A 26167-nucleotide genomic window follows, 5' to 3' on the forward strand; every position below is an offset into this window, starting at 1 on the left:
AACGCAGCAATCCGCTAGGGTGATGGAAATCGCGTAGTCAGGCCGCATATTGTCCCCATCTGCCGCCGGAGTAATCCATGTTCAGCAAAGACCTCGAACACACCATCGGCCAGTGCTACAAGCGCGCCCGTGAGGCCCGGCATGAGTTCATGACGGTCGAACACCTGCTGTTGGCACTGCTCGACAACCCGTCCGCCCAGGCCGTACTGAAGGCCTGTGGTGCCGACGCCGAACGCCTGCGCCAGGAGCTGGAGCAGGCCATCGAGGCCTCGGTGTCCCGCCTGGCCGAAGACGACGGCCGTGACACCCAGCCGACCCTGGGCTTCCAGCGGGTGCTGCAGCGGGCCGTGTACCACGTGCAGTCCTCGGGCAAGAAGGAGGTCACCGGCGCCAACGTGCTGGTCGCCATCTTCGGCGAAAAGGACTCCCACGCCGTCTACTACCTCAACCAGCAGGATGTCACCCGGCTGGATGTGGTCAATTACCTGTCCCACGGCATCGCCAAGCTGGGCGAGGAAGGCGAGCAGCCGTCCTCTTCCTCCGAGGGTGAGGGCCGCATGGAAGGCGGGGAGGGCGAGCCGAAGGGCGATGCCCTGACCGAGTTCGCCAGCAACCTCAACGAACAGGCCCGCTCCGGCCGCATCGATCCGCTGGTCGGTCGTGGCGATGAGATCGAGCGCACCATCCAGGTCCTGTGCCGCCGCCGCAAGAACAACCCGCTGTACGTGGGCGAGGCTGGCGTGGGCAAGACCGCCATCGCCGAGGGCCTGGCCCGCCGCATCGTCGAGGGCTCGGTACCCGACGTGCTGGCCGACGCGGTGATCTACTCGCTCGACCTGGGCGCGCTGGTGGCCGGCACCAAGTACCGCGGCGACTTCGAGAAGCGGCTGAAGGGTGTGTTGACCGCGCTGAAGAAGGTGCCCAACGCAGTGCTGTTCATCGACGAGATCCACACCATCATCGGCGCCGGCTCGGCGTCGGGTGGCACCATGGATGCGTCCAACCTGATCAAGCCGGCGCTGGCCTCCGGCGAGCTGCGCTGCATCGGCTCGACCACCTTCCAGGAATACCGCGGCATCTTCGAGAAGGACCGGGCGCTGGCCCGCCGCTTCCAGAAGATCGATATCGTCGAGCCCACAGTGGGCGAGACCTACGAGATCCTGCAGGGCCTGAAGTCCAAGTACGAGCTGCACCACAGCGTGACCTATTCGGATGAAGCGCTGCAGGCGGCGGTGGACCTGTCGGTGAAGCACATCGGCGACCGCCTGCTGCCGGACAAGGCCATCGACGTGATCGACGAGGCCGGTGCCCGCCAGCGCCTGCTGCCGGAAGGGCAGCGCAAGGAGCTGATCGACGTCGAGGAAGTGGAGGCGATCGTGGCCAAGATGGCGCGCATCCCGACCAAGCAGGTCAGTGCCACCGACAAGGATGTGCTGCAGCACCTGGAGCGCAACCTGAAGATGGTGATCTTCGGGCAGGATCCGGCCATCGAGACGCTGTCCTCGGCAATCAAGCTGGCCCGCTCGGGCCTGGGCAACCCGGAGAAGCCGATAGGCAACTTCCTGTTCGCCGGCCCGACCGGTGTCGGCAAGACCGAGGTGACCAAGCAGTTGGCGCTGCAGCTGGGCATCGAGCTGGTCCGCTTCGACATGTCCGAGTACATGGAGCCGCATTCGATCAGCCGCCTGATCGGTGCGCCTCCGGGCTATGTGGGCTTCGACCAGGGCGGCCTGCTGACCGAGAAGATCGTCAAGACGCCGCACTGCGTGCTGCTGCTGGACGAGATCGAGAAGGCGCACCCGGACATCTTCAACATCCTGTTGCAGGTGATGGACCGCGGCGTGCTGACCGATACCAACGGTCGCGAGGCCAACTTCAAGAACGTGGTGCTGGTGATGACCACCAATGCCGGCGCGGCGCAAGCCTCGCGGCGTTCGATCGGTTTCACCAAGCAGGACCATGCCACCGACGCGATGGAGACCATCCGTCGCAGCTTCACCCCGGAATTCCGCAACCGCCTCGATGCGGTGGTGCAGTTCCAGGCGCTGGGCTTCGAGCACATCCTGCGCGTGGTCGACAAGTTCCTGATCGAGCTGGAGATGCTGCTGCAGGACAAGCATGTCAGCCTGTCGGCCACGCCGACCGCGCGCGACTGGCTGGCCCACCACGGCTTCGACCCGCTGATGGGTGCGCGCCCGATGGCCCGCGTGATCCAGGACAGGATCAAGCGTCCGCTGGCCGACGAGCTGCTGTTCGGCAAGCTGGTCAACGGCGGCAAGGTGAGCATCGATGTGCGCGACGACGAACTGGTGGTCGAGACCCAGGCCGAACCGGAGCGCTTGCTGCCGGTCACGGTGGAATGAGCTGACCTCCGTCCGGTTTCGGCGGACCTGACATGACAAGGGCGGCTTCGGCCGCCCTTGTTGTGCTGGGCCTGTCGCCTGCGGCCTTGCTGGAGGGGTGCGAACGCATCAATGCTGTTTCGTGAGCGCGACGGGATTACTTCATTTGTATCGCGCAACGATACGGGATACAGTGATGATCATCGGCTTTCGCCACAAAGGCCTCGAGCGGCTCTACCGCTCCGGTAGCAGCAGCGGGATCCGACACAGTCACACCAGCAGGGTATTGATGATCCTGTCGATCCTGGATGTGGCATCGGGTCCCGAGGATCTCGCCATGCCTGGATTGCGCCCACACAAGCTGCGGGGCGACCTGCGGGGGCATTGGTCTGTGTGGGTCAATGGCAACTGGCGGATCACCTTTCGTTTCACCGGTGGCGATGTGGAGCTGCTGGACTACCTGGACTATCACTGAGGTTGCGCATGATTCATCACCACCCACATCCAGGGCAGACGATCAAGGCGATGGTCTTCGATCCGATGGATCTCTCGGTGACCGAAGCGGCCGAGCGCTTGGCTATGTCGCGGGTGGCATTGTCGCGGGTGTTGAACGGCAAGGCGGGCATCAGTCCTGATCTGGCCATCCGCCTGGAAATGGCCGGGGTCAGTACGGCGGCTTTCTGGATGGGACTGCAATCCAATTACGACCTTTGGCTGGCGCGGCAGCACGAGCAGCCGCGGGTGCTGCCACTGGTTGCGCCTGTGCGGTGACACTCCCTCCTGACAAGGGCGGCTTCGGCCGCCCTTGTCGTACGCGACGTCAGCGGCTGCGCTGGCGGGCCTTCTTCTTGAAGGTTGCCTCGTCGACTGGCTCGATCTGCGACACGATGCAGCGACTGGAATCGGTGAGCAGCTGGCTGCGGCCGGCAGCGCACAGCAGGCCCTGCTGGCCGTCCGTGGCGAAGCTCAGTTTCCGCGAGTAGCCTGCCGCCGAGCAGTCGTCCTGGAAATGCACGACGTAATGGTCCTGGCCATTGCGCAGCAGGATGTTGCGCGAGGCGCCGGCGCGCACCAGTTGCTGGTCGCCGCCCAGTTGGATGCAGTCAGCGGCGTTCGCCGCAGTGGGGGTATCGGCGGCGCGTGCAGGCAGCGCGCTGGCGGACGCGACGAGGGCGATGAGCAGGGCGGTCAGCGAGGGCATGTTCATGGCGGGGCAGGGGATGGCGATCCGGACTGGATCGGGTCCCACGATGCCGCCACGGATGCAGATGCGAATCTGCCGCAAGCAGGGCTGACCGACGTCACGGTGAGTTCGGTCACGATGACCTCCGGCAGGGCCGGATGGCAGGCATGACAAAAGGCCAGCAACCAGGGCTGGCCTTGTCGACGTGGCGCTGCGCGCCGACCGCTTACTTCATGCGGTAGGTGATACGACCCTTGGTCAGGTCGTACGGGGTCATTTCAACCTTGACCCGGTCACCGGTGAGGATGCGGATGTAGTTCTTGCGCATGCGGCCGGAGATGTGGGCGATGATTTCGTGCCCATTTTCCAGGCGAACGCGGAAAGTGGTGTTCGGCAGCGTCTCGCTGACGGTGCCCTCGAACTCGATGGAATCGTCTTTCGACATGTAGTCCTGTGCGGTTCAGAAAACGGCCACGCTGGGCCTAAGGCGCGGTATTTTACGCGTGACCGGCCCAGCTTGCAAAGTTTGCGTTAACCGCCGGCCAAACGCTGGGCTGGCAAGCGTCCGACGGCCTGTGTCCACGGGCCTTCACGGCAGTCACGGCGCACGGCCTGGCGCACGTGCTGCAGGAACTCCGCGCGCGGCAGGTGTCCGGCGCCCATCCGCAGCAGGTGCGGATTTTCCACCTGGGCGTCGATCAGCTCCCAGCCCCAGCCGTGAAGCGTGGACGCCAGTGCCGCCAGCGCGATCTTGGAACCACCGCTGGCGCCACTGAACATGCTCTCGCCGAAAAATACGGTACCGATCGCCACACCGTAGATGCCGCCGACCAGCGTCTGCCGGTCCCAGACCTCGAACGAGTGGGCAAAGCCGAGGTCGTGCAGCTGGCTGTAGGCCTCGATCATGGCCGGGCTGATCCAGGTGCCGTCCTGGCCGGGCCGAGGTGCCGCCGCGCAGGCGCGCATCACCCGGCTGAAGGCGGTGTCGGCGGTGACCTCCCACGTGCTGCCGCGCAACTGGCGGCGGAAGCGGCTGGACAGGTGCACGCCATCGGTGCGGAACACCATGCGCGGGTCAGGCGACCACCACAGGATCGGCTCGCCCTCGCTGAACCACGGAAAGATGCCGCCCGCATACGCGTTGAGCAGGCGCGCTGGGTGCAGGTCGCCACCCACCGCGAGCAGGCCGTCGGGCTGGCGCAGGGCGGTCTCGGCCGGGGGAAAGGGCGCGTCCGGCGCATCGGCCAGGCGCCAGGGCAGCTGGCGGGTCATGCCGGCATTGTATTCGTCGCGGCCCCGCGTGAATGCCGCGGTAGATGCCAACCTTGGTTGGCAGCTCACCCGTCCGCGCGAAATGGGCTGTGCCCCAGCAGCTCCTGCCGGTACCGGCGCACATCGCGCCGCTCCTGCCGGCACCACTCCTGCAACGCCTCGGCGAAGTCCGCGTCGGCCACCCAGTGCCGGCTGCGCACCAGGGTCGGCAGGAAGCCGCGCGCCAGCTTGTGCTCGCCCTGAGCGCCGGGCTCGAAACGGCTCAGGCCTTCGCGCAGGCAGTACTCGATGCCCTGGTAGTAACAGGCTTCGAAATGCAGGCCGGGCAGGGTGGCCCCGCCCCAGTAGCGGCCGTACAGCGTGTCGCCACCGCGCAGGCACAGCGCGCCGGCAATCGGCTCGCCGTCCTGTTCGGCCAGGAACAGCACCAGCCCGCGTCCCAATGAAATGGCCAGATGGCGCAGGAAGGCCTCGGTCAGCGCCGGGGCATTGCCGTATTCGAGGAAGGTCTGCAGGTAGAAGCGGTACATCGCCTGCAGGTCGGCGCGGCTGGCGTCGTCGCCGTGCACCACGCGGAAGCTGATGCTCTGGCGGGCGACCTTGGCCCGTTCCTGGCGGATGTTCTTGCGGTGCTTGTGGTTCATCGCGCCGAGGAACTGGTCGAATGTCGCCCAGTCACCCGGGTTCTGCCACTGGAACTGCACGTCCTCGCGCAGCAGCCAGTCATCGCCGAACAGCGCTTCGTCCGCTGCGGTGTGGAAGTTGATATGGGCCGATGACACCTCCAGTGCCGGCAGTGCATCGCGCAACGCCGACAGCAGCGTAGTGCGCTCTGAATCGTGACGGGCCAGCAGGCGCGGCCCGGTGACCGGCGAGTACGGCACCGCGCCCAGCCACTTCGGGTAGTAGTCGCGGCCATGGCGGGCATAGGCATTGGCCCAGGCGTGATCGAACACGAATTCGCCGTGGGAGTTGGTCTTCAGGTAGCCCGGAATTGCGCCGATCAGGCGCTCGCCCTCCCACAGCGTGAAGTGCCGGGGTTGCCAGCCCCAGTCCTCGCGCAGGCAGCCGTGCTGTTCCAGGCCTGAAAGGAAGGCGTGGCTGATAAACGGATTCTGGCCGTCGTGCAGGGCATCCCAGTCGGTGGCGGGAATGGACTGCAGGGAGTCGAGGAAGCGGGTGGAGGGCATGGTTGGCAAGGATAGGACAGGTGGATCGCGAACGGTGCTGGCGGGGCTGGGTTGGTTTGTTTCGGTTGGAGGTGAGGAAAATCTGAATTCTCCATCCGTGTGCGCTGTGTTGCGGAATGCCTGAATGCGAAAGGACAGAGTGAGCTACGCCGCTGGAGCGGTGCATTCACTCTCTGCATGGAGTAGCCAAAATGAACCAGAAGCTTAGCCTTGGATCCCTTTCTGTTCTGCTGTCTCTTGTTGGCGGCGGACTGTTGATCAGCCCCGCGCAGGCCGTTGACGCTCCTCGTGCGGTGGAGCAGGACACTGGGCTCGACATCCTCTTGACCCAGAAGGCGCGCGACATTCTGGAGCGCGTTCGTCTTGTGGATGGCCAGGCGCGCAGTCGCCGGGTTGAGGTATCAGCAGATATCGCCAACGGTGTACTGACCGTGGCGCTGGATCGGGACTTCCTTCCTGCCGATTACGGGCCGTCGTTCGAGGATCAGCGAAGTGAGATCAGCTTTGGACTACTGCATTGGGCCGAGCAGATGGCGCCGTTCAGTCGTGTCGTTTTTCTGTATGACGGGAAAGAGATCGAATACTACTTTCCTGAGATAAAGGCTGCGGACGATGCGGCGCGGGAAGCGGGGGAGGCGCTGCGGCGGATGCGTGGAACGCTTGGGTCCGGGATGGCATTTGTCGCAGCCGGGCATGGGTATTTCTACAGCTACAAGGACAACCGGTGGGTGACCTCAAGGGATGAATGGAATGGCGTCTCCGAGGGGCTGTTGACTCCGTCGTACGCCGCGAACCTGAAGGCAATGATCGAGCAAAGGAGCCAAATGCCTGTCGTCCGGCCGCGCGTTCAGATCACGGGGACGACTCATCCGCCGAGTGGTGAGGAGTGGTGGACCATTGCTGCGCGCTACGCAATTGCGGAGCAGTATCCGGCCGAGACGAAGATATGGAATACGTACGCCGGCAGTACGCTTTGGGATCGGGAGGAGCGTGAAGACATCAACAGTCGGCCGCTTCTTGCAAACCACCACGGCGCTGAGGTGGCGATTCATCTGCACAGCAATGGAGAACCCACGGGGGCCGCGCGCGGTACTCGTGTGATCGTGCAACCTGGTAGGCCGATGGATGCTGCCCTTGCACAGAGCGTCCTGTGCTCTATGAAGGAGCTGATTCACTCGCTACCTGAATATGCGGCATTCACCGTCGCTCCCGCTCCGCACGCGCTGAACAAGGGGGAGAACCGAGAGGCGCACATGCCATCGATCATCGTAGAGACGGCGTTCCACACGAATCCGGATGATGCCAAGGCGCTGCAGGACCCCGTCTTCCGCTCGGCGTCGATGAAAGGGGTGGAGAAGGGCTATCGCCTGTGGGCAACGGGAAAGTCGTTTGAGCCGCTGTCCGGGCAGCCGATCGCAGATGTCGACGTTCCATCCGGCGACTCGCGCGAGGTGGACGTGGCGTTTGCGGGCCATCCGCAATTCCCGATCAGCCTGATCACCCGCAATACGCTGTGCCCATCAGGGTGGAGCTGCAGCGGACGGACGGTGGTCATCGATTCGCCTGACCAGCCCAGCAGGATGCAACTCAGCTGCGGTCGCGACAGCGTGGGGACGCTCGGCTGGGAGACGCACGTGTTGGATGCGGACGGGGTCAAGTCGCAGCCCGTGCCTCACACCGTTCGTTGTGTTGCCGATGCGGGCGGCCCTGATCGAAATGGCTTGCCTGAGAATACGGCTGCCGCAGGGATGTAACGAGAAAGGCCGACGCTTTCGCGTCGGCCTTTTGCCTGAGTCGAGCATCGCTCGATTCTACAGAAGCAGGTTCGCTTCTCAGCTCGCCTTGCCCTGCGCGTCCAGGTAGCGCTCGGCGTCCAAGGCAGCCATGCAGCCGAAGCCGGCCGAGGTGATCGCCTGGCGGTAGTGCTGGTCGGCCACGTCGCCGGCGGCGAACACGCCTTCCACCGAGGTCTGGGTAGCGTTGCCGCCCAGGCCCGAACGGATTTCCAGATAGCCGTTGTTCATCGCCAGCTGGCCGTCGAACAGGGTGGTGTTCGGATGATGGCCGATGGCCACGAAGAAGCCGTGGGCGTCGATGTCGCGGGTGCTGCCGTCCAGGGTGGACTTCACGCGCACGCCGGTCACGCCGGCATCGTTGCCCAGCACTTCCTCCACCTGGTGGTGCCAGACGGTCTCGATCTTGCCTTCGGCGACCTTCCTGAACAGCTTGTCCTGCATGATCTTCTCCGCCTTCAGGGTGTCGCGTCGGTGGACCAGGTAGACCTTGCGGGCGATGTTGGACAGGTACAGCGCCTCTTCCACGGCGGTGTTGCCGCCACCGACCACGACCACGTCCTGGTCGCGGTAGAAGAAGCCGTCACAGGTGGCGCAGGCGGAGACGCCGCGGCCCTTGAAGGTCTCTTCGGTCGGGATGCCCAGGTATTTGGCGGTGGCGCCAGTGGCGATGATCAGCGCGTCGCAGGTGTACTCGTGGCTGTCGCCGATCAGCTTGAATGGGCGCTGCGACAGGTCGGCGGTGTGGATATGGTCGAAGATGACCTCGGTCTCGAAGCGCTCGGCGTGGGCCTGCATGCGCGCCATCAGGTCCGGGCCCATCAGGCCGTGGGCGTCACCCGGCCAGTTGTCGACCTCGGTGGTGGTCATCAGCTGGCCACCCTGCTGCAGGCCGGTGATGACGACCGGCTTCAGGTTGGCACGGGCGGCGTAGACGGCGGCGGTCCAGCCGGCCGGTCCGGAACCGAGGATGACGAGGCGCTGGTGGCGGGAGGGCAGGCTGGTGCTCATGTAAACTCGCGAAAAGGTAGATGGGACAAGGCGCTGGCGATGTTTGCGCAGCATCCTCGGCAGGTCATAGAGTGGCGGCTGGGGCAGGGCGATTCAAGCCGATGAACAGAACGCCGTCATCCAGCGGTGGTTCCGGGCCTCGGATTGCCCTGTCGCGCGTCGCATAACTGAAAACTGACGCCGTCTCATTTATTATCAATCACTAACAGCGCATTCCAAAGGTATGGTCTAAGGTGGCGAAGCAGGTCCCCGAACGCTCCAAGTCCGACGACAGCAAGGCGTCACGTCGCACGGCCGCGGCGGCGGCGACCGACAATCCACGCCGCCAGCGCCTCTGGCGCGATCTGGGCCTGATCGCCATCGCGCCGGCCCTGCTCTATCTGGCGGCCAGTCTGTTCACCTATTCGGCAACCGATCCGGGCTGGTCGCACACCGGCAGCGTGGTCGCGCCGGTGCACAACCTGGGTGGCCGCGCCGGCGCCTGGATCGCCGACGTGCTGCTGCAGCTGTTCGGCTACATCGCCTTCCTGCTGCCGGTGGTGCTCGGCGCGCTGGCCTGGATCGCCATGTTCGGCCTCAAGCGCGAGAGCAAGGGCGAGAACGACCTGGATCCGGCACTGCGCCTGGTCGGTCTGGTCGGTTTCCTGATCGCCGGCACCGGCTTCCTGCACGTGCGCCTGTTCAGTGGCGACGTCGCCAGTGCCGGCGGCATCCTCGGCAAGCTGGTCGGCAACTCGCTCACGGTGGGCTTCGGCGCGCTGGGGGCGAACCTGTTCGTGCTGGTGCTGCTGCTTGCATCGATCACCCTGGCCACCGGGCTGTCCTGGTTCACGGTGATGGAGAAGATCGGTCGCGGCGTGATGTCGCTGGCGCCGTTGCTGGAGCGCAAGAAGGAAGAAGTCACCGAGTGGAAGCAGACCCGGGTGATGCGCGAGGAACGCCAGGAAGTGCGCAAGGCCGACGCCGAGGTGCGCGCCAAGCGCGAGCCGGTGAAGATCGAGCCGCGCCCGGAGCCGGTGATCGAGAAGAGTGATCGGGCCAAGCGCGATACCCAGATTCCGATGTTCCGTGGCGTCAATGGCGATGGTTCCGACCTGCCGCCGCTGGCGCTGCTGGATGATCCCAAGCCGCAGCCGAAGGGCTACGACGAAGAGACGCTGGAGACCCTGTCGCGGCAGATCGAGTTCAAGCTGAAGGACTTCCGCATCGATGCGCAGGTGGTCGGCGCCAACCCTGGCCCGGTCATCACCCGCTTCGAGATCGAGCCGGCACCGGGCATCAAGGTCAGCCAGATCAGTTCGCTGGACAAGGACATCGCGCGTGGCCTGTCGGTGAAGTCGGTGCGCGTGGTCGACGTCATTCCGGGCAAGTCGGTGATCGGCCTGGAAATTCCCAACGTCACCCGCGAGATGATCTTCCTGTCCGAGCTGCTGCGCTCGAAGGAATATGACAAGTCGGCCAGCGTGCTGACCCTGGCGCTGGGCAAGGACATCGCCGGCCGCCCGACCGTGGCCGATCTGGCGCGCATGCCGCACCTGCTGGTGGCCGGTACGACCGGTTCGGGCAAGTCGGTGGCGGTCAACGCGATGGTGCTGAGCCTGCTGTTCAAGGCCTCGCCGAAAGACCTGCGGATGCTGATGATCGACCCGAAGATGCTCGAGCTGAGCGTCTATCAGGGCATTCCGCACCTGCTGGCGCCGGTGGTCACCGACATGAAGGAGGCCGCCAACGGCCTGCGCTGGTGCGTGGCCGAGATGGAGCGCCGCTACAAGCTGATGAGCGCGGTGGGCGTGCGCAACCTGGCTGGCTTCAACAAGAAGGTGAAGGAAGCCCAGGACGCAGGCCAGCCGCTGATGGACCCGCTGTTCAAGCCGAACCCGGAGCTGGGCGAGGCGCCGCGTCCGCTGGAAACGCTGCCGTTCATCGTCATCTTCATCGACGAATTCGCCGACATGATGATGATCGTCGGCAAGAAGGTGGAAGAGCTGATCGCGCGCCTGGCGCAGAAGGCGCGTGCGGCCGGCATCCACCTGATCCTGGCCACGCAGCGCCCGTCGGTGGACGTGATCACCGGCCTGATCAAGGCCAACATCCCGACCCGTATCGCCTTCCAGGTCAGCTCCAAGATCGACTCGCGCACCATCCTCGACCAGTCCGGCGCGGAAACCCTTCTCGGCCACGGCGACATGCTGTACCTGCCGCCGGGCACCGCGCTGCCCGAGCGTGTGCACGGTGCGTTCGTGTCCGACGATGAAGTGCATCGCGTGGTCGAGCACCTCAAGGCGATGGGCCCGGCCGACTATGTCGACGGCGTGCTGGACGAAGTGCAGACGATGGGCGACGGCGTGGTCGTCGGCGCCACCGGCCTGCCCGAGAACAGCGCTGCTGGCGACGAGTCCGACCCGTTGTATGACGAAGCGCTGCGGGTGGTCACCGAGACCCGTCGTGCATCGATTTCCGGCGTGCAGCGCCGGCTGAAGATTGGCTACAACCGTGCAGCGCGACTGATCGAGGCCATGGAAGCGGCCGGCGTGGTCAGTCCGCCCGAGCACAACGGCGACCGCACGGTGCTCGCACCGCCACCGCCGAAGTAAGACCCGACGTATCCCCCACGACGTCCAAGGAACCGACGCATGCTTCACCCCGTACCAAGCGCGCTGGCGCTGGCGCTGGCAGCCCTGATGGCTGCCGGCCCGGCACTGGCAGAAACCGCCACCTCCGCGCCCGCCACGGCGCCGCCATCCACCAGCGGCGATACCGAAGCCAGCAATAATTTCAGCATTGTCCGTTACCGCGCCGACTACCAGGTGCGGCCCGATGCGGGCAATGTGCAGACCGAAACCTATGAAGTCCTGCTCAAGACCAAGGCCTCCGTCGAGCAGTTCAGCCAGGTGCGGCTGAGCTACAGCGAGAAGATGGAAACGCTGGAAGTGCTCGGTGCCTACACCATCACTGCCGACGGCCAGCGCCGCGACGTGCCGGCCGACCGTATCTACACGCAAGAGAGCTACTCCAGTGCTTCGGCGGCGATGTATGCCGACCGCAAGGTGCGGGTGATCGTGTTCCCGAACCTGGCCCCGGGCACGCGCCTGTACTACCAGGTGCGCCGCACCCAGGCTACGCCGTACTTCCCGGGCTATTTCGGCCTGTGGGAGACCTTCAACGTCTTTACCGAGTACGAGGACGCCGAGGTCACCCTGAGTGCGCCGGCCAACCTGCCGATGTTCGTCGACAGCCGCGGCGTGCAGGGCAGTGACCGGCCGACAGTGAAGAATGGCCAGGCGCAATGGCGCTGGCGCTACCAGCGCCGCGAGGCGATGCCGGCGCAGAACTGGTCGGCGGCGGGCTGGGAGTTCGGCCCGAACATCATGGCCAGCACGTATCGTGACTGGTCGCAGATGGGGCGCGCCTATCAGCTCAAGGCGGGCCCGGCGGCCAAGGTGACCCCGGCGCTGCAGGCGCTCGCTGATGAGATCACCGCCGGCATCAGCGACCGTCGCGAGCAGGCTGACGCGCTGTACCGCTGGGTGGCGCAGAACATCCGCTATGTGGCGGTGTACCTGGGCAATGGCGGCCTGGAGCCGAACAGCGCGCAGAGCATCCTCGACAACCACTACGGTGACTGCAAGGACCATGTGACGATCCTCGAGGCGCTGCTGGCGGCCAAGGGTATCGCCAGCTCGCCGGTGCTGATCGGTGCGGGGGGCGGCCCGACGCTGCCGAAGATTCCGGTGCTGGGCCGCTTCAACCACGCCATCACCTATATCCCCGAGTTTGATCTTTACCTGGATTCGACCACCGCGTGGGCGCGCTTCGGGCAGCTGCCGGAAGGTGACCTGGGTGCGCCGGTGATGCGTACCCGGGAAGCTACGCTGGCGCGTACCCCGGCCAATACGCCGGAGCGCAATGCGACGTCGATGGAGGTGCGGTTCACGTTTGATGCCAACGGCAACCTGCGCGGCGAGACCATTCCCAAGTTGGGTGAGAACGCCGAGATCGGCATGCGCGCGCAGTTCTCCCAGCTCAACGCGCAGAATCGTGCGCGCGCTGAAGAGCAGATCATGGCCGCGTCCGGTTTCGATGGGCGAGGGCAGCTGCAGATCCAGGGCGTGCCGGTCGACCTGACCCGGCCGTTCGGCTACCGCATGGCGTTCCAGGCCGAGGACTACGCCGATTTCAGCGTGGCCGGCGGCATGGCCGTGCCGGACCCGCCGGGTGGCGAGTCGGTGCGGGGGTTGTATGCCACCGCCTCGGCGCCGGCCAACGAAACGCCGTTCTACTGCAATGCCAGCCTGCGCGAGGAAACTTATCGCCTGCAGTTCCCGGCCAATGCGCCGATCATCGCCATTCCGGCCAGCCAGCGCTTTACCAATGCCGCTGGCGAATACCGGGTGGACTGGAGCCGCGAGGGCCAGGACGTGATCGTGCACCACCGCTTGCGGCAGAACGCGGTGCGTGGGCCGGAGGCGCTGTGCCAGCCGCAGGACTACCCCGCGTTCCGCGCGCTGTATCGCGAAGTGCGGCGCGGCTTCCGTGGCCAGGTGCTGTACGGCAAGCTGCCGGCATCTGGCGGCTGAATCGCCGATGGACGTTCAGGGCGGCATAATGTCGCCCTGATCGCCCATTCATCTTTCCCCGGGCACACTGGCAACCACCTTTCCTGGCGCCCGCGCCCACAGGATTCCCGCATGAACTTCCACTTCCGCCATTTCCTTGCCACTACTACCCTGGCTGTCGCCTGTGCCGCTGCCGGCAGTGCCTGGGCCGGTGCCCGCGATGACCTGAAGACCTTCACCAGTGGCCTGAAGGGCCTGGACGGACAGTTCAGCCAGCAGGTGTTCGACAGCCGCGGCAAGGTGAAGGAATCGACCAGCGGCCGCGTGGCCCTGTCGGCGCCGCGCCTGTTCCGCTGGGAATACGTGCGCCCGCACGAGCAGTTGATCGTGGCTGACGGCAAGAAGGTCTGGATGTACGAGCCGGACCTGGAGCAGGCCACCGTGCGCGAGCAGGGCAAGGAAGAGCAGAACAGCCCGCTGACCGCGCTGATCAACCCGGCGCTGCTGGAACAGCAGTACGACGTCAGTGAAGAGGCTGCGCAGCGCGATGGCCTGCAGTGGCTGTCGCTGTCGCCGAAGCGTGAGACCGAAGCCAGCTTCCAGTACGCCGCGCTGGGCTTCAATGCCCAGGGCCTGGCCAAGATGGAGATCACCGACGCTGTCGGCCAGCGGACCGTGATCAGCTTCAGCGGCTGGAAGCGCAACCCGGGCTTCGCCGCCGGCACCTTCAGCTTCAACCCGCCGAAGGGCGCCGACGTCATCGGCAATTGATCGGGGATGCCGGGCGTGGCCCGGCTACCTGCTCTGGTGGGTGTCAATCGGCACCGCCCAGGTGGGTGTCAACCCTGGTTGACGCGCTTTTGATCTGCCGGCCAGCGGCCGGCACTACCGGAATCGTCGTCACCCTGTCGCGGTACAATGAGCGGGTGGCAAGACATCGTTCAACTTCCTTCCCCGGCCCCGATCTGCTGAGTGTTGATCGGGAACATCTGCGCCCGCTGGCCGAGCGCATGCGCCCGCGCACCCTCGACGAAATGGTCGGGCAGAAGCGCCTGCTGGCGCCGGACAGCGCGCTGCGCCGCGCGGTCGAATCCGGTCGCGTGCATTCGATGATCCTGTGGGGGCCGCCAGGCTGCGGCAAGACTACGCTGGCGCTGCTGCTGGCCGAGTACGCCGATGCCGAGTTCCGTGCCATCTCTGCCGTGCTGTCCGGGCTGCCGGAGGTGCGCCAGGTGCTGGCCGAAGCCGCGCAACGCTTCGCGGAGGGCCGGCGCACCGTGCTGTTCGTGGACGAGGTGCATCGCTTCAACAAGGCGCAGCAGGATGCGTTCCTGCCGCACATCGAGCGCGGCACGATCCTGTTCGTCGGTGCCACCACCGAGAATCCGTCGTTCGAGCTGAACTCGGCGCTGCTGTCGCGTTGCCGCGTGCATGTGCTGGAAGCGGTATCACCAACCGATATCGTCGAAGCGCTGGAACGTGCGCTGGGGGATCGCGAGCGCGGCCTGGGCGAGGAGGGTATCGAGGTCGCTCCCGAGCTGCTGCTGGAAATCGCCACCGCTGCCGATGGTGACGTGCGCCGTGCTCTGACCCTGTTGGAAATCGCCGCAGAACTGGCGGGCGGGGAGGGTGGTCGCATCACCCCGCAGACCCTGACCCAGGTGCTGGCCGACCGTACCCGTCGCTTCGACAAGGGCGGCGAGCAGTTCTACGACCAGATCTCGGCGCTGCACAAGTCGGTACGCAGCTCCAACCCCGATGCTGCGCTGTACTGGCTGACCCGCATGCTGGACGGCGGTTGCGATCCGTCCTATCTCGCGCGCCGGCTGACCCGCATGGCCATCGAGGACATCGGCCTGGCCGATCCGCGCGCACAAAGCATGGCGCTGGAAGCCTGGGACATCTACGAGCGGCTGGGCAGCCCGGAAGGCGAGCTGGCGTTCGCGCAGCTGGTGCTTTACCTGGCCAGCACCGCCAAGTCGAACGCCGGCTATGCGGCCTTCAACCAGGCCAAGGCCGACGTGCGCCAGAGCGGTACCGAAGAGGTGCCGCTGCACCTGCGCAATGCGCCGACGAAGCTGATGAAGGAGCTGGGCTATGGCGCCGAGTACCAGTACGACCACGACGCCGAGGGTGGCATCGCGCTGGACCAGACGGGTTTCCCCGATGCGATGGGCGAACGGGTGTACTACAACCCGGTGCCGCGCGGGCTGGAAATCAAGTTGAAGGAAAAGCTGGATCGGCTGCGCGCCGAGCGTGAGGCGGCAAGGGCCGCTAAGGGTCGCTGAGCCGGCTTATGCAGCGTCGAGCCATGCTCGACTCCGCTCTTGCACGGGCTTGCAGGTACCTCCTGGAACAGCAGCCGAGCATGGCTCGGCTTTACAGGGGTAATGGATTGATGCCGTGCAGGAAATGATTCTGCCGTTGAGGCGTTATGCCCCGTTCGAGGGTCGTGCCAACCGTCGCGAGTACTGGATGTTCCAGCTGTTGCTGTTGATCGTCTCGGCCGTCCTGATGGTGCCGCTCATCGCCGGGTTGGTGATGCAGTCCGACGTGCCGTGCATCGCTTCGATCATCCTGTTCGTCGTGTTCTGGCTGGCCACGCTGCTGCGGTCATGGCCGTCACCGTGCGCCGCCTGCACGACTGCAACCATTCGGGCTGGATGTACCTGCTGGCCTTCGTTCCGTTCGGTGGCCTGGTGGTCTTCGTGTTCGCGCTGTTGCCGGGTACACCGCAGGAGAACGTCTACGGCCCGGTGCCTGCGGGGCCGTGAGATTGCGTGAGTCGAGCATGGCTCGACTTCTACAGGGCGGGACAACGAAGCCGGCGTTTCGCCGGCTTCTTTCTTACTTGATGCTGCAGTCGCCGAAGGACAGGTAATCCGTTCCCGAGCTGAACTGCAGCGTGCAGCTTGCGGTGAAAGTCGCGCCTTCTTCCAGTGCGCCCAGCTTGGCCGCCTGCTGTTCGTCGCCGCTGGTCAGCCGGGCCAGGACATTGCCCTGATCGTCGCCTGCCTCGATCAGCGGCTCGCCCGCCAGGTTGCTGGAGACGCCCAGGGCCACGGCGGTGAATGTCACCGTCTGGTTGAGTTCTTCCATGCCCAGTGACGAATTGCCGGCCTCTTCAAAGGCCTGGTAGAGCGTTGGCAGGTCCTGTGCGGCATGGGCGGCCAGGGGTGCAATCAGGCCGAGGGAAAGGGCGATCAGGGCGGTGCGCTTCAAGGTGTTCTCGCAGTCACGGGATTCATTCCCGTGGATGGTGGTCAGTAGATCCATGCCATGCATGGATGGGTTTGGTAAAGGACAGGGCGCGGCCGGCGGCTCGATTGCCCATCCATCCGCAGCCCTGCGAGGGAAGGGCGCTCCTGCGCCCCGCTGACCGGCAAAATAGTGGATTAGGTGTTTCCGGCGCAACCGGGAAAATGAACGCATCGCGCGCGTGATACACAGCGTGACGTTTGATCGATGTGATAATCATTCGCGTTTAAGGTAGACTGCGGTCCCCTGAGAACCGGCGGCCATCGGCCGCTCCTGCCGCCACTGATGAAGCATTTCGTCCTGCCTTCGCGCCGTGGTCCATTGGCCCGCGGCCTGGCTGCCTTGATGATGGGTCTGCTCCTGGCCACTCCGTACGCCAATGCGCAGCAGCGCAATCCGCTGCAGAAGATCGGCCACACCGTGCTGGACGAGCCGGCGGCCAGCTATCGCTTTGAACGTTTCGTGGTGGACAGCCCGGACCAGCAGCGCCGTTGGCGGGTGAACCTGGCGATTCCAGCCAGGGCCGGCAAGACCCCATCCCCGGTGCTGTACGCGCTGGATGGCAACGCCGTGGCCATGGTGCTGGACCAGCCGCTGCTGGCCGAGCTGGCCGCGCGCAAGGCGCCGCCGGTACTGGTGCTGATCGGCTATGACAACGACCTGCGCATCGATTCCAAGGCGCGTACCCGCGACTACACCGCGTGGATCGACCGTGCCGACGACGAGAGCGGCACGACCCAGGCAGTCGGCGGCGGCGCTGCGGCTTTCCTTGACGTGATCGAGCGCCGCATCAAGCCGGAAGTCGAGCGTCGCGCACGCATCGATACGCGGCAGCAGGCGCTGTGGGGCCATTCGCTGGGCGGGTTGTTCGTGCTCAATGCGCTGTACACGCGACCTGCCGCGTTCCAGTCCTATCTGGCCGCCAGCCCGTCGCTGTGGTGGAGCCAGGGCGCGGCGCTGGGTGATCCGGAGCAGCAGTTCGTGCAGAACGTGCACGGCCAGCCGGCAAAGCTCTGGCTGATGCTGGGCGGCGCCGAGCGCGTCGGTGATCGCGGCAAGCGCGATATGAGCAACCCGCGCGTGGTTGCGCATCTGCGCCGGATCGGTGGCGCCGCCCCGGATGCGGCGATGCAGTTGTCCGAGCGGCTGGGCAAGGTGCCGGGCCTGAGCGTGCAGTACCGCGAGTTCGATGGCCTCGGCCACGGCCCGATGCTGCCGGCATCGTTCCACGCTGCGCTGCATGAACTGTATGGCGTGTCCGACCGCAGCGCCGGCGATGGTGCGCCCAGTGGCGGGGACAACGCCGGCGAATGAATGCCTTCGCACGCGATGCCGTGCGACCCCACTACCCAGGCGAGGCTGCCGGCGTGCAGCGGCCCAGGCAACCGATGACTCCCGCGCCACGTGGCGCGGCCTACGTGTGCAAGGAGCCTGCCATGTCGTTCCGTCCGTCTTTCCGCCTTACCTCTCTCGCCGCCGGCCTGCTGCTGGCGGTGACCGCCACCGCCCAGCCGGTGTTCGATCAGCCGGCCAACGCCACCTTCAAGGGTGAGGTTGTCTCGCGCGGTGAGAACGTGGTTCCCGGCAGCACTGCCGACGTGGTTGGTCGTGGCTTCGTGCCGGGCCAGAAGGTCAGCCTGCTGCGTGGCGACAGCGTGCTCAACACGCAGCCGCTGGTGGTCGATGCCGACGGCAACTTCAAGACCCAGCTGAGCATTCCGGCCGATGCGGTGCCGGGCACCCACCCGGTGGTGGTGCGCGCCAGCCAGCCGGCTGCAGCCACGGTGCTGAAGCTGCGCGTGTCGCCGCAGCTGCCGCTGTCCGGCCAGGCGCAGTTCGCCACCCAGTCCAACAAGCTGGTGCCGGGCCTGTACCAGTCCGCCTACAGTGCCGCCAGCAATGCAGTATTCGTGACCTCGGCGGTGGGTCGCCCGCCGGTGACCCAGTCGCAGCTGCTGAAGCTGGACCCGACGTCGCTGAAGGTGACCAGGGCGATCACCCCGGCGCAGGTGCCGGGCAGCACCAACGGCGCGGTGTACGCGGTCTACGGCGTCGGCGTGGATGACACCAACGGTAATGTCTGGGTCACCAATACCCGGCAGAACTCGATCGCGGTCTACCGCCAGAAGGACCTCTCGCTGGTCCACCAGTTCCCCGTCGACACCGTGCCACATGCGCGCGACGTGGTGGTCGACGGCGCCCGCGGCAAGGTGTTCGCGTCGGCCACTGGCGAGGACCACCTGTCGGTGTTTGACGCCCGGACCTTCAAGGAACTGCCGCCGGTGACGCTGGAGTCCGGCGTGGATGACGGCAAGTTCACGCCGATGAGCCTGGTGCTGGACGAGAAGGGCGGCAAGCTGTTCACCGTCAGCATCGGCACGCCGGAAGCGGCGGTGATCGATGTGGCCAGCGGCAAGGTCGAGAAGGTCATCGACCTGGGCAACGCGATCAGTGCCTCGGGCGTGGCCTTCGACGCGGCGCGCAACCGCCTGTACGTGGCCTCGCAGGGCACCGACAACCTGCTGATCGTCGATGTGGCCGCCGGCAAGGTGCTGCACGACGTGCCGGTTGGCGCCGGTGCGCTGAACGTCGCCTTCGATGATGCCTCCGGCCTGGCCTATGTCAGCAACCGTGGCGCTGGCACGGTCACCGTGGTGAATGGTGACGGCAAGGTGGTCGCCAATCTTGATGGCGGCACGCTGCCGAACCACGTCCGCGCCGATGGCAAGGGCAACGTGTTCGCGGTGAACAAGTCGCGCGGCGCCGAGGATCCGAAGGGTGACCGCATCACCCGCATCACCCCGAAGCAGTAAGTCACACGGTGGGGCGGCGTGCGCGTCGCCCTGCCAGCAAGGAGAACGAGCATGAACATCGCGTCCCGTCTGCGCCTGTGTGCGCTTCCGTTGGCTGTTTCGCTGGCGCTGTCCGCCTGCAGTGGCTCGTCAACGCCGCCTGATGCCGGCAAGACTACCGAGCCGCCCGCCGCAACAGCCGCTGCCGAAACCGCGTTGCCGGCAGGCTGGCAGCGCGTGGCCGGTGCCGAGATGCCGACCGTGCATGACCAGAAGGCGGTGCTGCCGGCCAAGGTGCATTCCGATGACGGCGCCGATATCGAGGTGACCGATACCAGCCGGATCATTGCCGGTGGCGACGACGTCATCGCGGTGATCGAAGCACTGGGGCTGGGCAAGCAGGTCTTTGCCGCGCCGACCAACACCACCACCCAGACCGGCCGGGCCGCGCCGCACCAGTTCCTGTTCAACCGGACCACGGGCGTGGAGGGTGTGCTGAGCCTGCAGGGCTCGCTGTTCCTCGGCAACAGCCTGCGTCGCCACACCGAACTGGCAAAGAAGCTGCGCGAAGTCGGTGAGCCGGCGGTGGTCATTGATGACCTGCAGCCGGCACCTGACAAGGTGCGCAAGGTCGCTGCTTCACTAGGGCTGGCCGAAGCAGGGCAGGTACTTGCCACGCAGGTGCAGCGTCAGCTCGACGAGGCTGCAGCGATTGGCAAGGGCCTGGGCCATGCACCACGAGTGATCCACGTCTCGGCCACCGGTGCCGGTGGCTCTCCGACCGTCGCCGGTGCCGACAGTGCGTCGGCGCAGCTGATCGCACTGGCGGGCGGCATCAACATCGGCACCGAGGCGGGGGTGAAGAACTACTCGCAGCTGAGCAATGAAGGCGTGGTCGCCGCGGCACCGGAAGTGATCCTGGTGACTGAGCACGACCTGCAGCTGTTCGGCGGTGCCGAAGGCCTGTGGAAGGCGTACCCGACGCTGAAGCAGACCCCGGCCGGGCAGGCCAATCGGGTCTGGGTGATGCCGGATGTGCAGCTGAAGTACACCAGCGTGGGCTCCGGTGCGGGTGCACTGGCCCTTGCCGAGGCTTTCGCGGCGATGCCGAAGGCATGAGTCCAGCGGATCGGCGCCGCCGTCGTGGGCGGATGATGTTGATGGTGGCGTTGCTGGCCCTGCTGGGGGCCGTGCTGGCGTCGTTCGCCGTAGGTCCGTTGCGGTTGCCGCCGCTGGAGGTGATGCAGGCGCTGGCGGTGAAGCTGGGCCTGCTTGATCCGCAGGCGGTCAGCAACCGCGATCTGGCGGTGGTCTGGCAGCTGCGCATTCCGCGTGCCCTGTTGGGCGCGATGGTCGGTGCGTCGCTGGCGATGGCCGGTGCCAGTCTGCAGGGCCTGTTCGGCAATCCGCTGGCCGACCCCGGCATCGTCGGTGTCAGCCAGGGTGCTGCGCTGGGTGCAGTGGCTGCCATTGTTCTCGGCGCTGCAGGTGCCGCCGGTTGGCTGGTGCCGGTTGCCGCCTTCGTCGGTGGCGCCCTGGCCATCGGCCTGACCTATGCGCTGGCGCGGCCGGGCAAGGGCAGTGGCAATGCGACGCTGCTGCTGGTCGGCATCGCGATGGCCGCGTTCTGCTCGGCGCTGATTGGTTTCCTCACTTACATTGCCAGCGAAAGCGAGCTGCAGTCGCTGGTGTTCTGGCAGATGGGCTCGCTGGCCCGTGCCAACTGGGCCGACGTGGCCGCCGTGGCACCGCTGTTTGCCATCGGTGTGCTGGCACTGCAACGGTTGGCAACGCCGCTGGACATGCTGGCGCTGGGCGAGCGCCAGGCCCAGCATCTGGGACTGGATGTGACCCGCACGCGCCGTCGACTGGTGGCGTTCAGCGCGCTGCTGGTCGGGGCGGCGGTGGCGTTTGCGGGCTCGATCAGCTTCGTCGGCCTGGTGGTGCCGCACGTGGCGCGCCTGCTGGTGGGCCCCGGCCATCGCTGGTTGCTGCCGTTGTCCGGCCTGCTGGGTGCACTGCTGATCGTGGTGGCGGATACCGCCGCACGCACGCTGGATCCGCCGGCGGAGATTCCGCTGGGCCTGTTCTCGGCCGCGCTGGGTGCGCCGTTCTTCCTCTGGCTGGTGCTGCAGCAGCGCCGCAAGGCGGTGCCATGAGTGTGCTGTTGAAGCTGCACGATGTGGTGGTGCGCCGCCAGCAACGCGAGATCCTGCACGGCATTTCGCTGGCGTTCGAACCGGGTACGGTGACCGCACTGGTGGGCCCGAACGGTGCGGGCAAGTCCACGCTGTTGGCGGTCGCGGCCGGCGACCTGCGCGCCGATGCGGGCGAGGTGAGCCTGTTGGGCAGGCCGCTGGCCAGCTACAAGGCGGGGCCGCTGGCGCGCGAGCGCGCGGTGATGCCGCAGGAGCACGGCGTGCGTTTTGCCTTCAGCGTCGAAGAGGTGGTGGCGATGGGGCGATTGCCGCATCCGACGGACCCGGTCACGGACGATGCCCGGGTGGAGGCGGCCATCGATGGCGCTGAACTGCAGGCGTTGCGCCTGCGCGAGGTGCAGCAGCTGTCTGGTGGTGAGGCCGCCCGGACCACGTTCGCGCGCGTGCTGGCGCAGGACACGCCGCTTCTGTTGCTTGATGAACCGACCGCGGCGCTGGATCTGCGCCATCAGGAGCGCACGCTGCGCAGTGTGCGTGCGTGTGCCGAAGCCGGTGCGTGCGTGATCGTGGTCCTGCACGACCTCAATCTGGCCGCGGGCTATGCCGACCGCATCGTGCTGCTGGAGCAGGGCAGGGTGGCGGCCGATGGCACGCCGCTGCAGGTGCTCACCGAAGACAACCTGCGGCGGGTCTACCAGCAGGATGTGGTGGTGCTGGAGCATCCGCGGCGCGGGGTTCCGCTGGTGGTGGTGACCTGAGCGAAGGTCCGCCAGGTTGCTCCGGGTATCATGGCGGCTTCGTTTTCTTCAATGGACTGATGCCATGTTCCGCACCGTTACCCGCAGCGTGCTGCTTGCCGCGATGATTGCTTCGGTGTGCGCTGCCAATGCAGCCTCGACCTCCCAGGTTTCGCTGACCAACGCGGCCGAGAATGCCTCGCTGATCGAAACCCGGCATTCCAGTGGCGAGGGGGCCGCTGTGGCCTCGATGAAAACGCAGTACTTCGCCAACGAGGAAATGTCCGTGAGTTGGGATGACCAGCAGGTGCTGGTGCTTTGCAAGGAGGCCGCATACCTGCAGATTCCTGCCGCCAAGCTCAAGGCCGGAGCGCTGGTCACCGAGCAGCGGCAGATGATCGTCTATCAGGCACTGATGTCCGGCTTGGGGGCTGTCGCGGGTGTTGTCGGGCCGGCAGGCGAGGTGGTGACCGTGGCGGATGACGGCAGCGAGACCCGCAGGGTTGGCGAGAACAGCTGGGCATACGGTATCGAGCGCTACGACGTGATCAGTCAGCGGCTGCCGGATGGTGCACTTCGGGTCCGAACCCGCAAGACGGAAACCGTGAACACCACACCGCCGGCGGGTCGGGACGACACATTCAGCACCGAGGATGATCAGGCGGCGCGCCTGTCTGAGTTGGCGCCGGTGGGGAGCTGGATCGAGGTTGTGATCCATGGCGGCCCCCGACAGGCACAGGTGGATCCGGCGATGTCGTTGCAGGGGTGGATGTCGATGGGGGATGACCGGGCCGCAACGGTGGCCGAGGCGCGCAGGCTGCACGGCTGCAAGTGAGGGCTGCCAGGGGTCAGATCCCTTTGCCCAGGGGCAAAGGGATCTGACCCCGATCATTGTCGGCCTCATCGTTCCATTTATGTTTGCAATGTTCACTTGCGCGCCAGAGTGGCAGGTCTAGAATGCGCCCCATGAACCGGATGCCGCTCCTGAAGTTTTTCACCCTGACCCGCGCAAGCGCGGAACGGGCGTGTCTGCCTGGAGCCCCACGGGGCCGCTGAAGCGGCTGTCGCTGGATGATCCACAGAGCGCCCTTCGGGGCGCTCTTTTCGTTTCTGCAGTTCCATTTCCCCTGACCCGACGTACCGCAAGGAGAACATGCCATGCACCAGATCGCCGAGACCGAACGCTAGCCGCGCACCCTGTCGCCAACCGGGGTGCGCGGCCCCCGAAGTTGGCTTTGCAGGAACCTTTCTCATGAACACCCAAGTCCTTTCGCGCCGTCGCAACCTTGGCATCATTGCCCACATCGACGCCGGCAAGACCACGCTGACCGAACGACTGCTGTGGAAAAGCGGCGAAATCCATCGCGTCGGCGAAGTGCACGATGGCAATGCGACGACCGACTTCTCGGCGATCGAGCGCGAACGTGGCATCACCATTGGCGCGGCTGCCGTGCAGGCGCAGTGGGCGCCGCGCGACCTGCCGCCGCATCGGCTGACCCTGATCGACACCCCCGGCCACATCGACTTCGCGATCGAAGTCGAGCGTTCACTGCGCGTGCTTGACGGTGCTGTGGCCGTGTTCTCGGCCGTGGATGGCGTGCAGCCGCAGTCCGAAACCGTGTGGCGCCAGGCGCGTCGCCACCGCGTGCCGTTGATCGCTTTCGTCAACAAGATGGACCGCGTCGGCGCTTCATTCGAGCGCGTGCTGGAGCAGCTGCAGGACAAGCTGCGCGCGCGGCCGTGGGCGCTGGGCGTGCCGTTGGGCAGCGAAAGCGGCTTCCACGGCTGGGTCGATCTGGTCGATGAGCGCGTGCTGCAGTGGCAGGAGGGCGCCGCAACCACGGTGATCCCTTGGGACGAAGCGGCACGGGCCCAGTGGCAAGCCCAGCGCGATGCGCTGGTCGAGGCCGTGGCCGATCACGATGAGCAACTGGCCGATGCCTGGCTGGAAGGTCGCGTGATCGATGCCGGGCAGCTGCGCGCGGCGATCCGCCGGGCGACGCTGGCGGGTGCGGGCGTGCCCGTGCTGGCCGGTGCTGCGTTCAAGGACAAGGGCATCGAAACGCTGCTCGACGCGGTGGTCGATTACCTGCCGTCGCCGCTGGATCGCCCGGCTGTCAGCGCCGAAAGCGATGAGGGCGAGGTGGTGCTGCCGCCGAATCCGGACGGTCCGCTGGCCGGCCTGCTGTTCAAGATCACCCACCAGCAGCACGGCGCGCTCAGCTTCGTGCGGCTGTATTCGGGCACCTTGAAGGTGGGCGACGCGGTGGCCAGTTCGCAGCATCCGCAGGGTCGGCGTGTCAGTCGGCTGGTGCGGGTGCAGGCCGACCAGACCCACGACATCGAACAGGCCGTGGCCGGTGACATCGTTGCAGTGCTGGGCTGGAAGGATGCGGTCAGTGGTGAAACGCTGAGCGGTCGTGAGCAGCCGCTGCGCCTGGAGAACATCCAGGCACAGGCACCGGTGCTGGCGTGGCGGTTGGAACCGGCGCGTGCGGCCGACCTGATCCGGATGGCACAGGGTTTGGCCAGCCTGGCCCAGGAGGATCCGTCGTTCCGCGTCGAGACCGATCGCGATACGGCCGAAACCCTGGTCTGGGGCATGGGCGAGCTGCACCTGGAGGTGATGGTGGAGCGCCTGCGCAGCGAATGGAAGGTCGACGTGGCCGTAGGTGCGCCGCGCGTGGCCTACCAGGAGACGCCGATGCGTGCGATGACGGGCGTCGTCGGGCGGCTGGTCAAGCAGACCGGCGGCCAGGGCCAGTTCGCGCACGTGGTGCTGGATGTGGCGCCGCGCGACGACGACCTTGTCGTGTTCAACGACCGCATCGTCGGTGGCGTGGTGCCGCGCAGCTTCATCGCGGCGGTGGAAAAGGGCGTGCGTGCTGCACTGTCGGAAGGTCCGCAGGGTCATCCGGTGGTCGGCATCGAGGTCAGTCTTGTCGATGGCCAGACCCATGCCAAGGACTCGTCGGAGATGGCGTTCCATCGCGCAGGCGCCGAGGCGATCAAGGCGGCGCTGGCCGAGGGTGGCACGCAGCTGCTGGAGCCGGTGATGGCGGTGACGGTGCATTCGCCTTCGGCGTCGGTGGGTGATGTAGTCGGCGACCTCAACCGGCGCCATGGCCGCATCGCCCGCATCGAGGACCAGGACGGTCGTGCCGAGGTCAGTGGCTTCGCGCCACTGGCGCAGCTGGTGGGTTACACCACCTCGCTGCGTTCGCTCAGCCAGGGGCGGGCCAGCAGTGAGGCGCACCTGCACGGCTATGAGCCAGTACGTGCGGCATAGGCAAGGTGAGGGGAGCCCGTTCGCGGGCTCCCTTTTTTCGCATTGCCGTGGGTCCCGTATCCCCGCCATGCGTGGATGAAACCGCATTCGTGCGCGAACGTTTGCATTGCGCCGCAACAAATCTGTAGAAAAAGCTGGATTAAAGTGATGCCTCACGATAAATTGCGCACCCCCCGTTGCTCGCCGCCGCCCGCACCCCTCTCATGCGTGATGACAAAGACCCCGGAACCCTGGAGCTGACCCTGCCGCGCAAGCGCGGTCGTCCGCCCAAGTTCGGGTACGCGATGAGCGATGCGCAGCGGGCCGCGCGCTATCGTGCGCGCAGGGCGGGGCAGGCCAACCATGCCGACGTGCGTTCCTGCAGCGACATGGTGCTGCTGGACAAGATCCGTGCGGCGGTCAGTGCCCGCGATACCGAGCTGGCCGGTTTCCTGGTCCACGTACTCTGGCAGCGCTACCCCCTGCAGCTGAAATAGTTCGCCGGTGGGGTGGCCGTTGTCATCGAGCTTGTTGATAATGCGGGATTCAGGTTGTTCCCGCTGGCGTGCCCGGGATGGCAGGCGCGCATGATCGAACGGTTCCCAA

At 66.1% G+C, this 26167-nt stretch carries 22 protein-coding genes and 1 pseudogene; 17 read left to right on the forward strand and 6 right to left on the reverse strand.

What is annotated here, in order from left to right; translation table 11 throughout:
- Window positions 1–77 precede the first annotated feature (77 nt).
- The 3 genes from clpA to ACMGRF_RS07860 all read left to right on the forward strand — a co-directional run bounded on the left by clpA (window position 78) and on the right by ACMGRF_RS07860 (window position 3113).
- Window positions 78–2363, forward strand: a complete 2286-nt coding sequence (gene clpA, locus ACMGRF_RS07850) for an ATP-dependent Clp protease ATP-binding subunit ClpA (RefSeq protein WP_049439660.1) — start codon at window positions 78–80, stop codon at window positions 2361–2363.
- Between the two features lie 175 nt (window positions 2364–2538).
- Window positions 2539–2817, forward strand: a complete 279-nt coding sequence (locus ACMGRF_RS07855; RefSeq protein WP_099485393.1) for a type II toxin-antitoxin system RelE/ParE family toxin — start codon at window positions 2539–2541, stop codon at window positions 2815–2817.
- Between the two features lie 8 nt (window positions 2818–2825).
- Window positions 2826–3113, forward strand: coding sequence for a HigA family addiction module antitoxin (locus ACMGRF_RS07860; protein WP_049412360.1), 288 nt, complete (start codon window positions 2826–2828; stop codon window positions 3111–3113).
- A 49-nt stretch (window positions 3114–3162) separates the two neighbouring features.
- Here the strand turns inward: ACMGRF_RS07860 and ACMGRF_RS07865 are convergent, their stop codons facing one another.
- The 4 genes from ACMGRF_RS07865 to ACMGRF_RS07880 all read right to left on the reverse strand — a co-directional run bounded on the left by ACMGRF_RS07865 (window position 3163) and on the right by ACMGRF_RS07880 (window position 5987).
- Window positions 3163–3627, reverse strand: coding sequence for a hypothetical protein (locus tag ACMGRF_RS07865; RefSeq protein WP_315974021.1), 465 nt, complete (start codon window positions 3625–3627; stop codon window positions 3163–3165).
- Window positions 3628–3751: 124 nt separating this feature from the next.
- The gene (gene infA, locus ACMGRF_RS07870; protein ID WP_005409596.1) at window positions 3752–3970 is read right to left on the reverse strand and encodes a translation initiation factor IF-1; all 219 of its coding nucleotides are present in this window, start codon (window positions 3968–3970) and stop codon (window positions 3752–3754) included.
- Between the two features lie 86 nt (window positions 3971–4056).
- Window positions 4057–4797 carry a leucyl/phenylalanyl-tRNA--protein transferase gene (gene aat, locus ACMGRF_RS07875; protein ID WP_100478402.1) on the reverse strand — a complete coding sequence of 247 codons (741 nt, stop codon included), beginning with the start codon at window positions 4795–4797 and terminating at the stop codon, window positions 4057–4059.
- A 65-nt stretch (window positions 4798–4862) separates the two neighbouring features.
- On the reverse strand, window positions 4863–5987 hold the full coding sequence (locus ACMGRF_RS07880; protein WP_180878836.1) for a GNAT family N-acetyltransferase: 1125 nt from the start codon (window positions 5985–5987) through the stop codon (window positions 4863–4865).
- A gap of 191 nt (window positions 5988–6178) precedes the next feature.
- On the opposite strand from ACMGRF_RS07880, the gene ACMGRF_RS07885 reads away from it, so the two are divergent.
- Window positions 6179–7741, forward strand: a complete 1563-nt coding sequence (locus tag ACMGRF_RS07885) for an N-acetylmuramoyl-L-alanine amidase family protein (protein ID WP_414485787.1) — start codon at window positions 6179–6181, stop codon at window positions 7739–7741.
- A 78-nt stretch (window positions 7742–7819) separates the two neighbouring features.
- On the opposite strand, the gene trxB is transcribed toward ACMGRF_RS07885, so the two are convergent.
- Window positions 7820–8791, reverse strand: a complete 972-nt coding sequence (gene trxB / locus ACMGRF_RS07890) for a thioredoxin-disulfide reductase (protein WP_005416486.1) — start codon at window positions 8789–8791, stop codon at window positions 7820–7822.
- A 233-nt stretch (window positions 8792–9024) separates the two neighbouring features.
- Between trxB and ACMGRF_RS07895 the strand changes: the two genes are divergently transcribed.
- The 5 genes and pseudogenes from ACMGRF_RS07895 to ACMGRF_RS07915 all read left to right on the forward strand — a co-directional run bounded on the left by ACMGRF_RS07895 (window position 9025) and on the right by ACMGRF_RS07915 (window position 16121).
- The gene (locus ACMGRF_RS07895; protein ID WP_100478075.1) at window positions 9025–11385 is read left to right on the forward strand and encodes a DNA translocase FtsK; all 2361 of its coding nucleotides are present in this window, start codon (window positions 9025–9027) and stop codon (window positions 11383–11385) included.
- Window positions 11386–11424: 39 nt separating this feature from the next.
- Window positions 11425–13368, forward strand: a complete 1944-nt coding sequence (locus ACMGRF_RS07900; RefSeq protein ID WP_180878838.1) for a DUF3857 domain-containing protein — start codon at window positions 11425–11427, stop codon at window positions 13366–13368.
- A 111-nt stretch (window positions 13369–13479) separates the two neighbouring features.
- Window positions 13480–14118 (forward strand): outer membrane lipoprotein chaperone LolA, encoded by a 639-nt coding sequence (lolA, locus tag ACMGRF_RS07905; RefSeq protein ID WP_180878840.1) that lies wholly within the window; start codon window positions 13480–13482, stop codon window positions 14116–14118.
- Between the two features lie 239 nt (window positions 14119–14357).
- Window positions 14358–15635, forward strand: a complete 1278-nt coding sequence (locus tag ACMGRF_RS07910) for a replication-associated recombination protein A (protein WP_238378447.1) — start codon at window positions 14358–14360, stop codon at window positions 15633–15635.
- 115 nt (window positions 15636–15750) lie between these two features.
- Window positions 15751–16121, forward strand: a pseudogene (locus ACMGRF_RS07915) (DUF805 domain-containing protein).
- 73 nt (window positions 16122–16194) lie between these two features.
- Here the strand turns inward: ACMGRF_RS07915 and ACMGRF_RS07920 are convergent.
- A complete protein-coding gene (locus tag ACMGRF_RS07920; protein WP_049412844.1) occupies window positions 16195–16569 on the reverse strand; it encodes a hypothetical protein in 375 nt (124 codons plus the stop codon).
- 321 nt (window positions 16570–16890) lie between these two features.
- Here ACMGRF_RS07920 and ACMGRF_RS07925 point away from each other — a divergent pair, with 321 nt between their 5' ends.
- From ACMGRF_RS07925 to ACMGRF_RS07960, 8 genes are all read left to right on the forward strand, one after another.
- Entirely contained in the window at window positions 16891–17919 is a 1029-nt protein-coding gene (locus ACMGRF_RS07925) for an alpha/beta hydrolase (protein ID WP_414485788.1), read from the forward strand.
- A 122-nt stretch (window positions 17920–18041) separates the two neighbouring features.
- Window positions 18042–19418, forward strand: coding sequence for a YncE family protein (locus ACMGRF_RS07930; RefSeq protein ID WP_099495651.1), 1377 nt, complete (start codon window positions 18042–18044; stop codon window positions 19416–19418).
- Window positions 19419–19469: 51 nt separating this feature from the next.
- Window positions 19470–20516, forward strand: a complete 1047-nt coding sequence (locus ACMGRF_RS07935; protein ID WP_180878844.1) for a heme/hemin ABC transporter substrate-binding protein — start codon at window positions 19470–19472, stop codon at window positions 20514–20516.
- Window positions 20513–21556 (forward strand): FecCD family ABC transporter permease, encoded by a 1044-nt coding sequence (locus ACMGRF_RS07940; RefSeq protein ID WP_049412822.1) that lies wholly within the window; start codon window positions 20513–20515, stop codon window positions 21554–21556. The genes ACMGRF_RS07935 and ACMGRF_RS07940 overlap by 4 nt, the downstream gene beginning before the upstream one ends.
- Window positions 21553–22314, forward strand: coding sequence for a heme ABC transporter ATP-binding protein (locus tag ACMGRF_RS07945; RefSeq protein WP_180878847.1), 762 nt, complete (start codon window positions 21553–21555; stop codon window positions 22312–22314). The genes ACMGRF_RS07940 and ACMGRF_RS07945 overlap by 4 nt, the downstream gene beginning before the upstream one ends.
- A 64-nt stretch (window positions 22315–22378) precedes the next feature.
- A complete protein-coding gene (locus tag ACMGRF_RS07950; protein ID WP_414485789.1) occupies window positions 22379–23128 on the forward strand; it encodes a hypothetical protein in 750 nt (249 codons plus the stop codon).
- Window positions 23129–23545: 417 nt separating this feature from the next.
- A complete protein-coding gene (fusA, locus tag ACMGRF_RS07955) occupies window positions 23546–25582 on the forward strand; it encodes an elongation factor G (RefSeq protein ID WP_414485790.1) in 2037 nt (678 codons plus the stop codon).
- Between the two features lie 203 nt (window positions 25583–25785).
- Window positions 25786–26058 (forward strand): hypothetical protein, encoded by a 273-nt coding sequence (locus tag ACMGRF_RS07960; protein ID WP_005409616.1) that lies wholly within the window; start codon window positions 25786–25788, stop codon window positions 26056–26058.
- The last annotated feature ends 109 nt before the right edge of the window (window positions 26059–26167 follow it).

It is taken from the genome of Stenotrophomonas sp. EMP41 (assembly GCF_047495535.1).
Classification (GTDB): domain Bacteria; phylum Pseudomonadota; class Gammaproteobacteria; order Xanthomonadales; family Xanthomonadaceae; genus Stenotrophomonas; species Stenotrophomonas sepilia.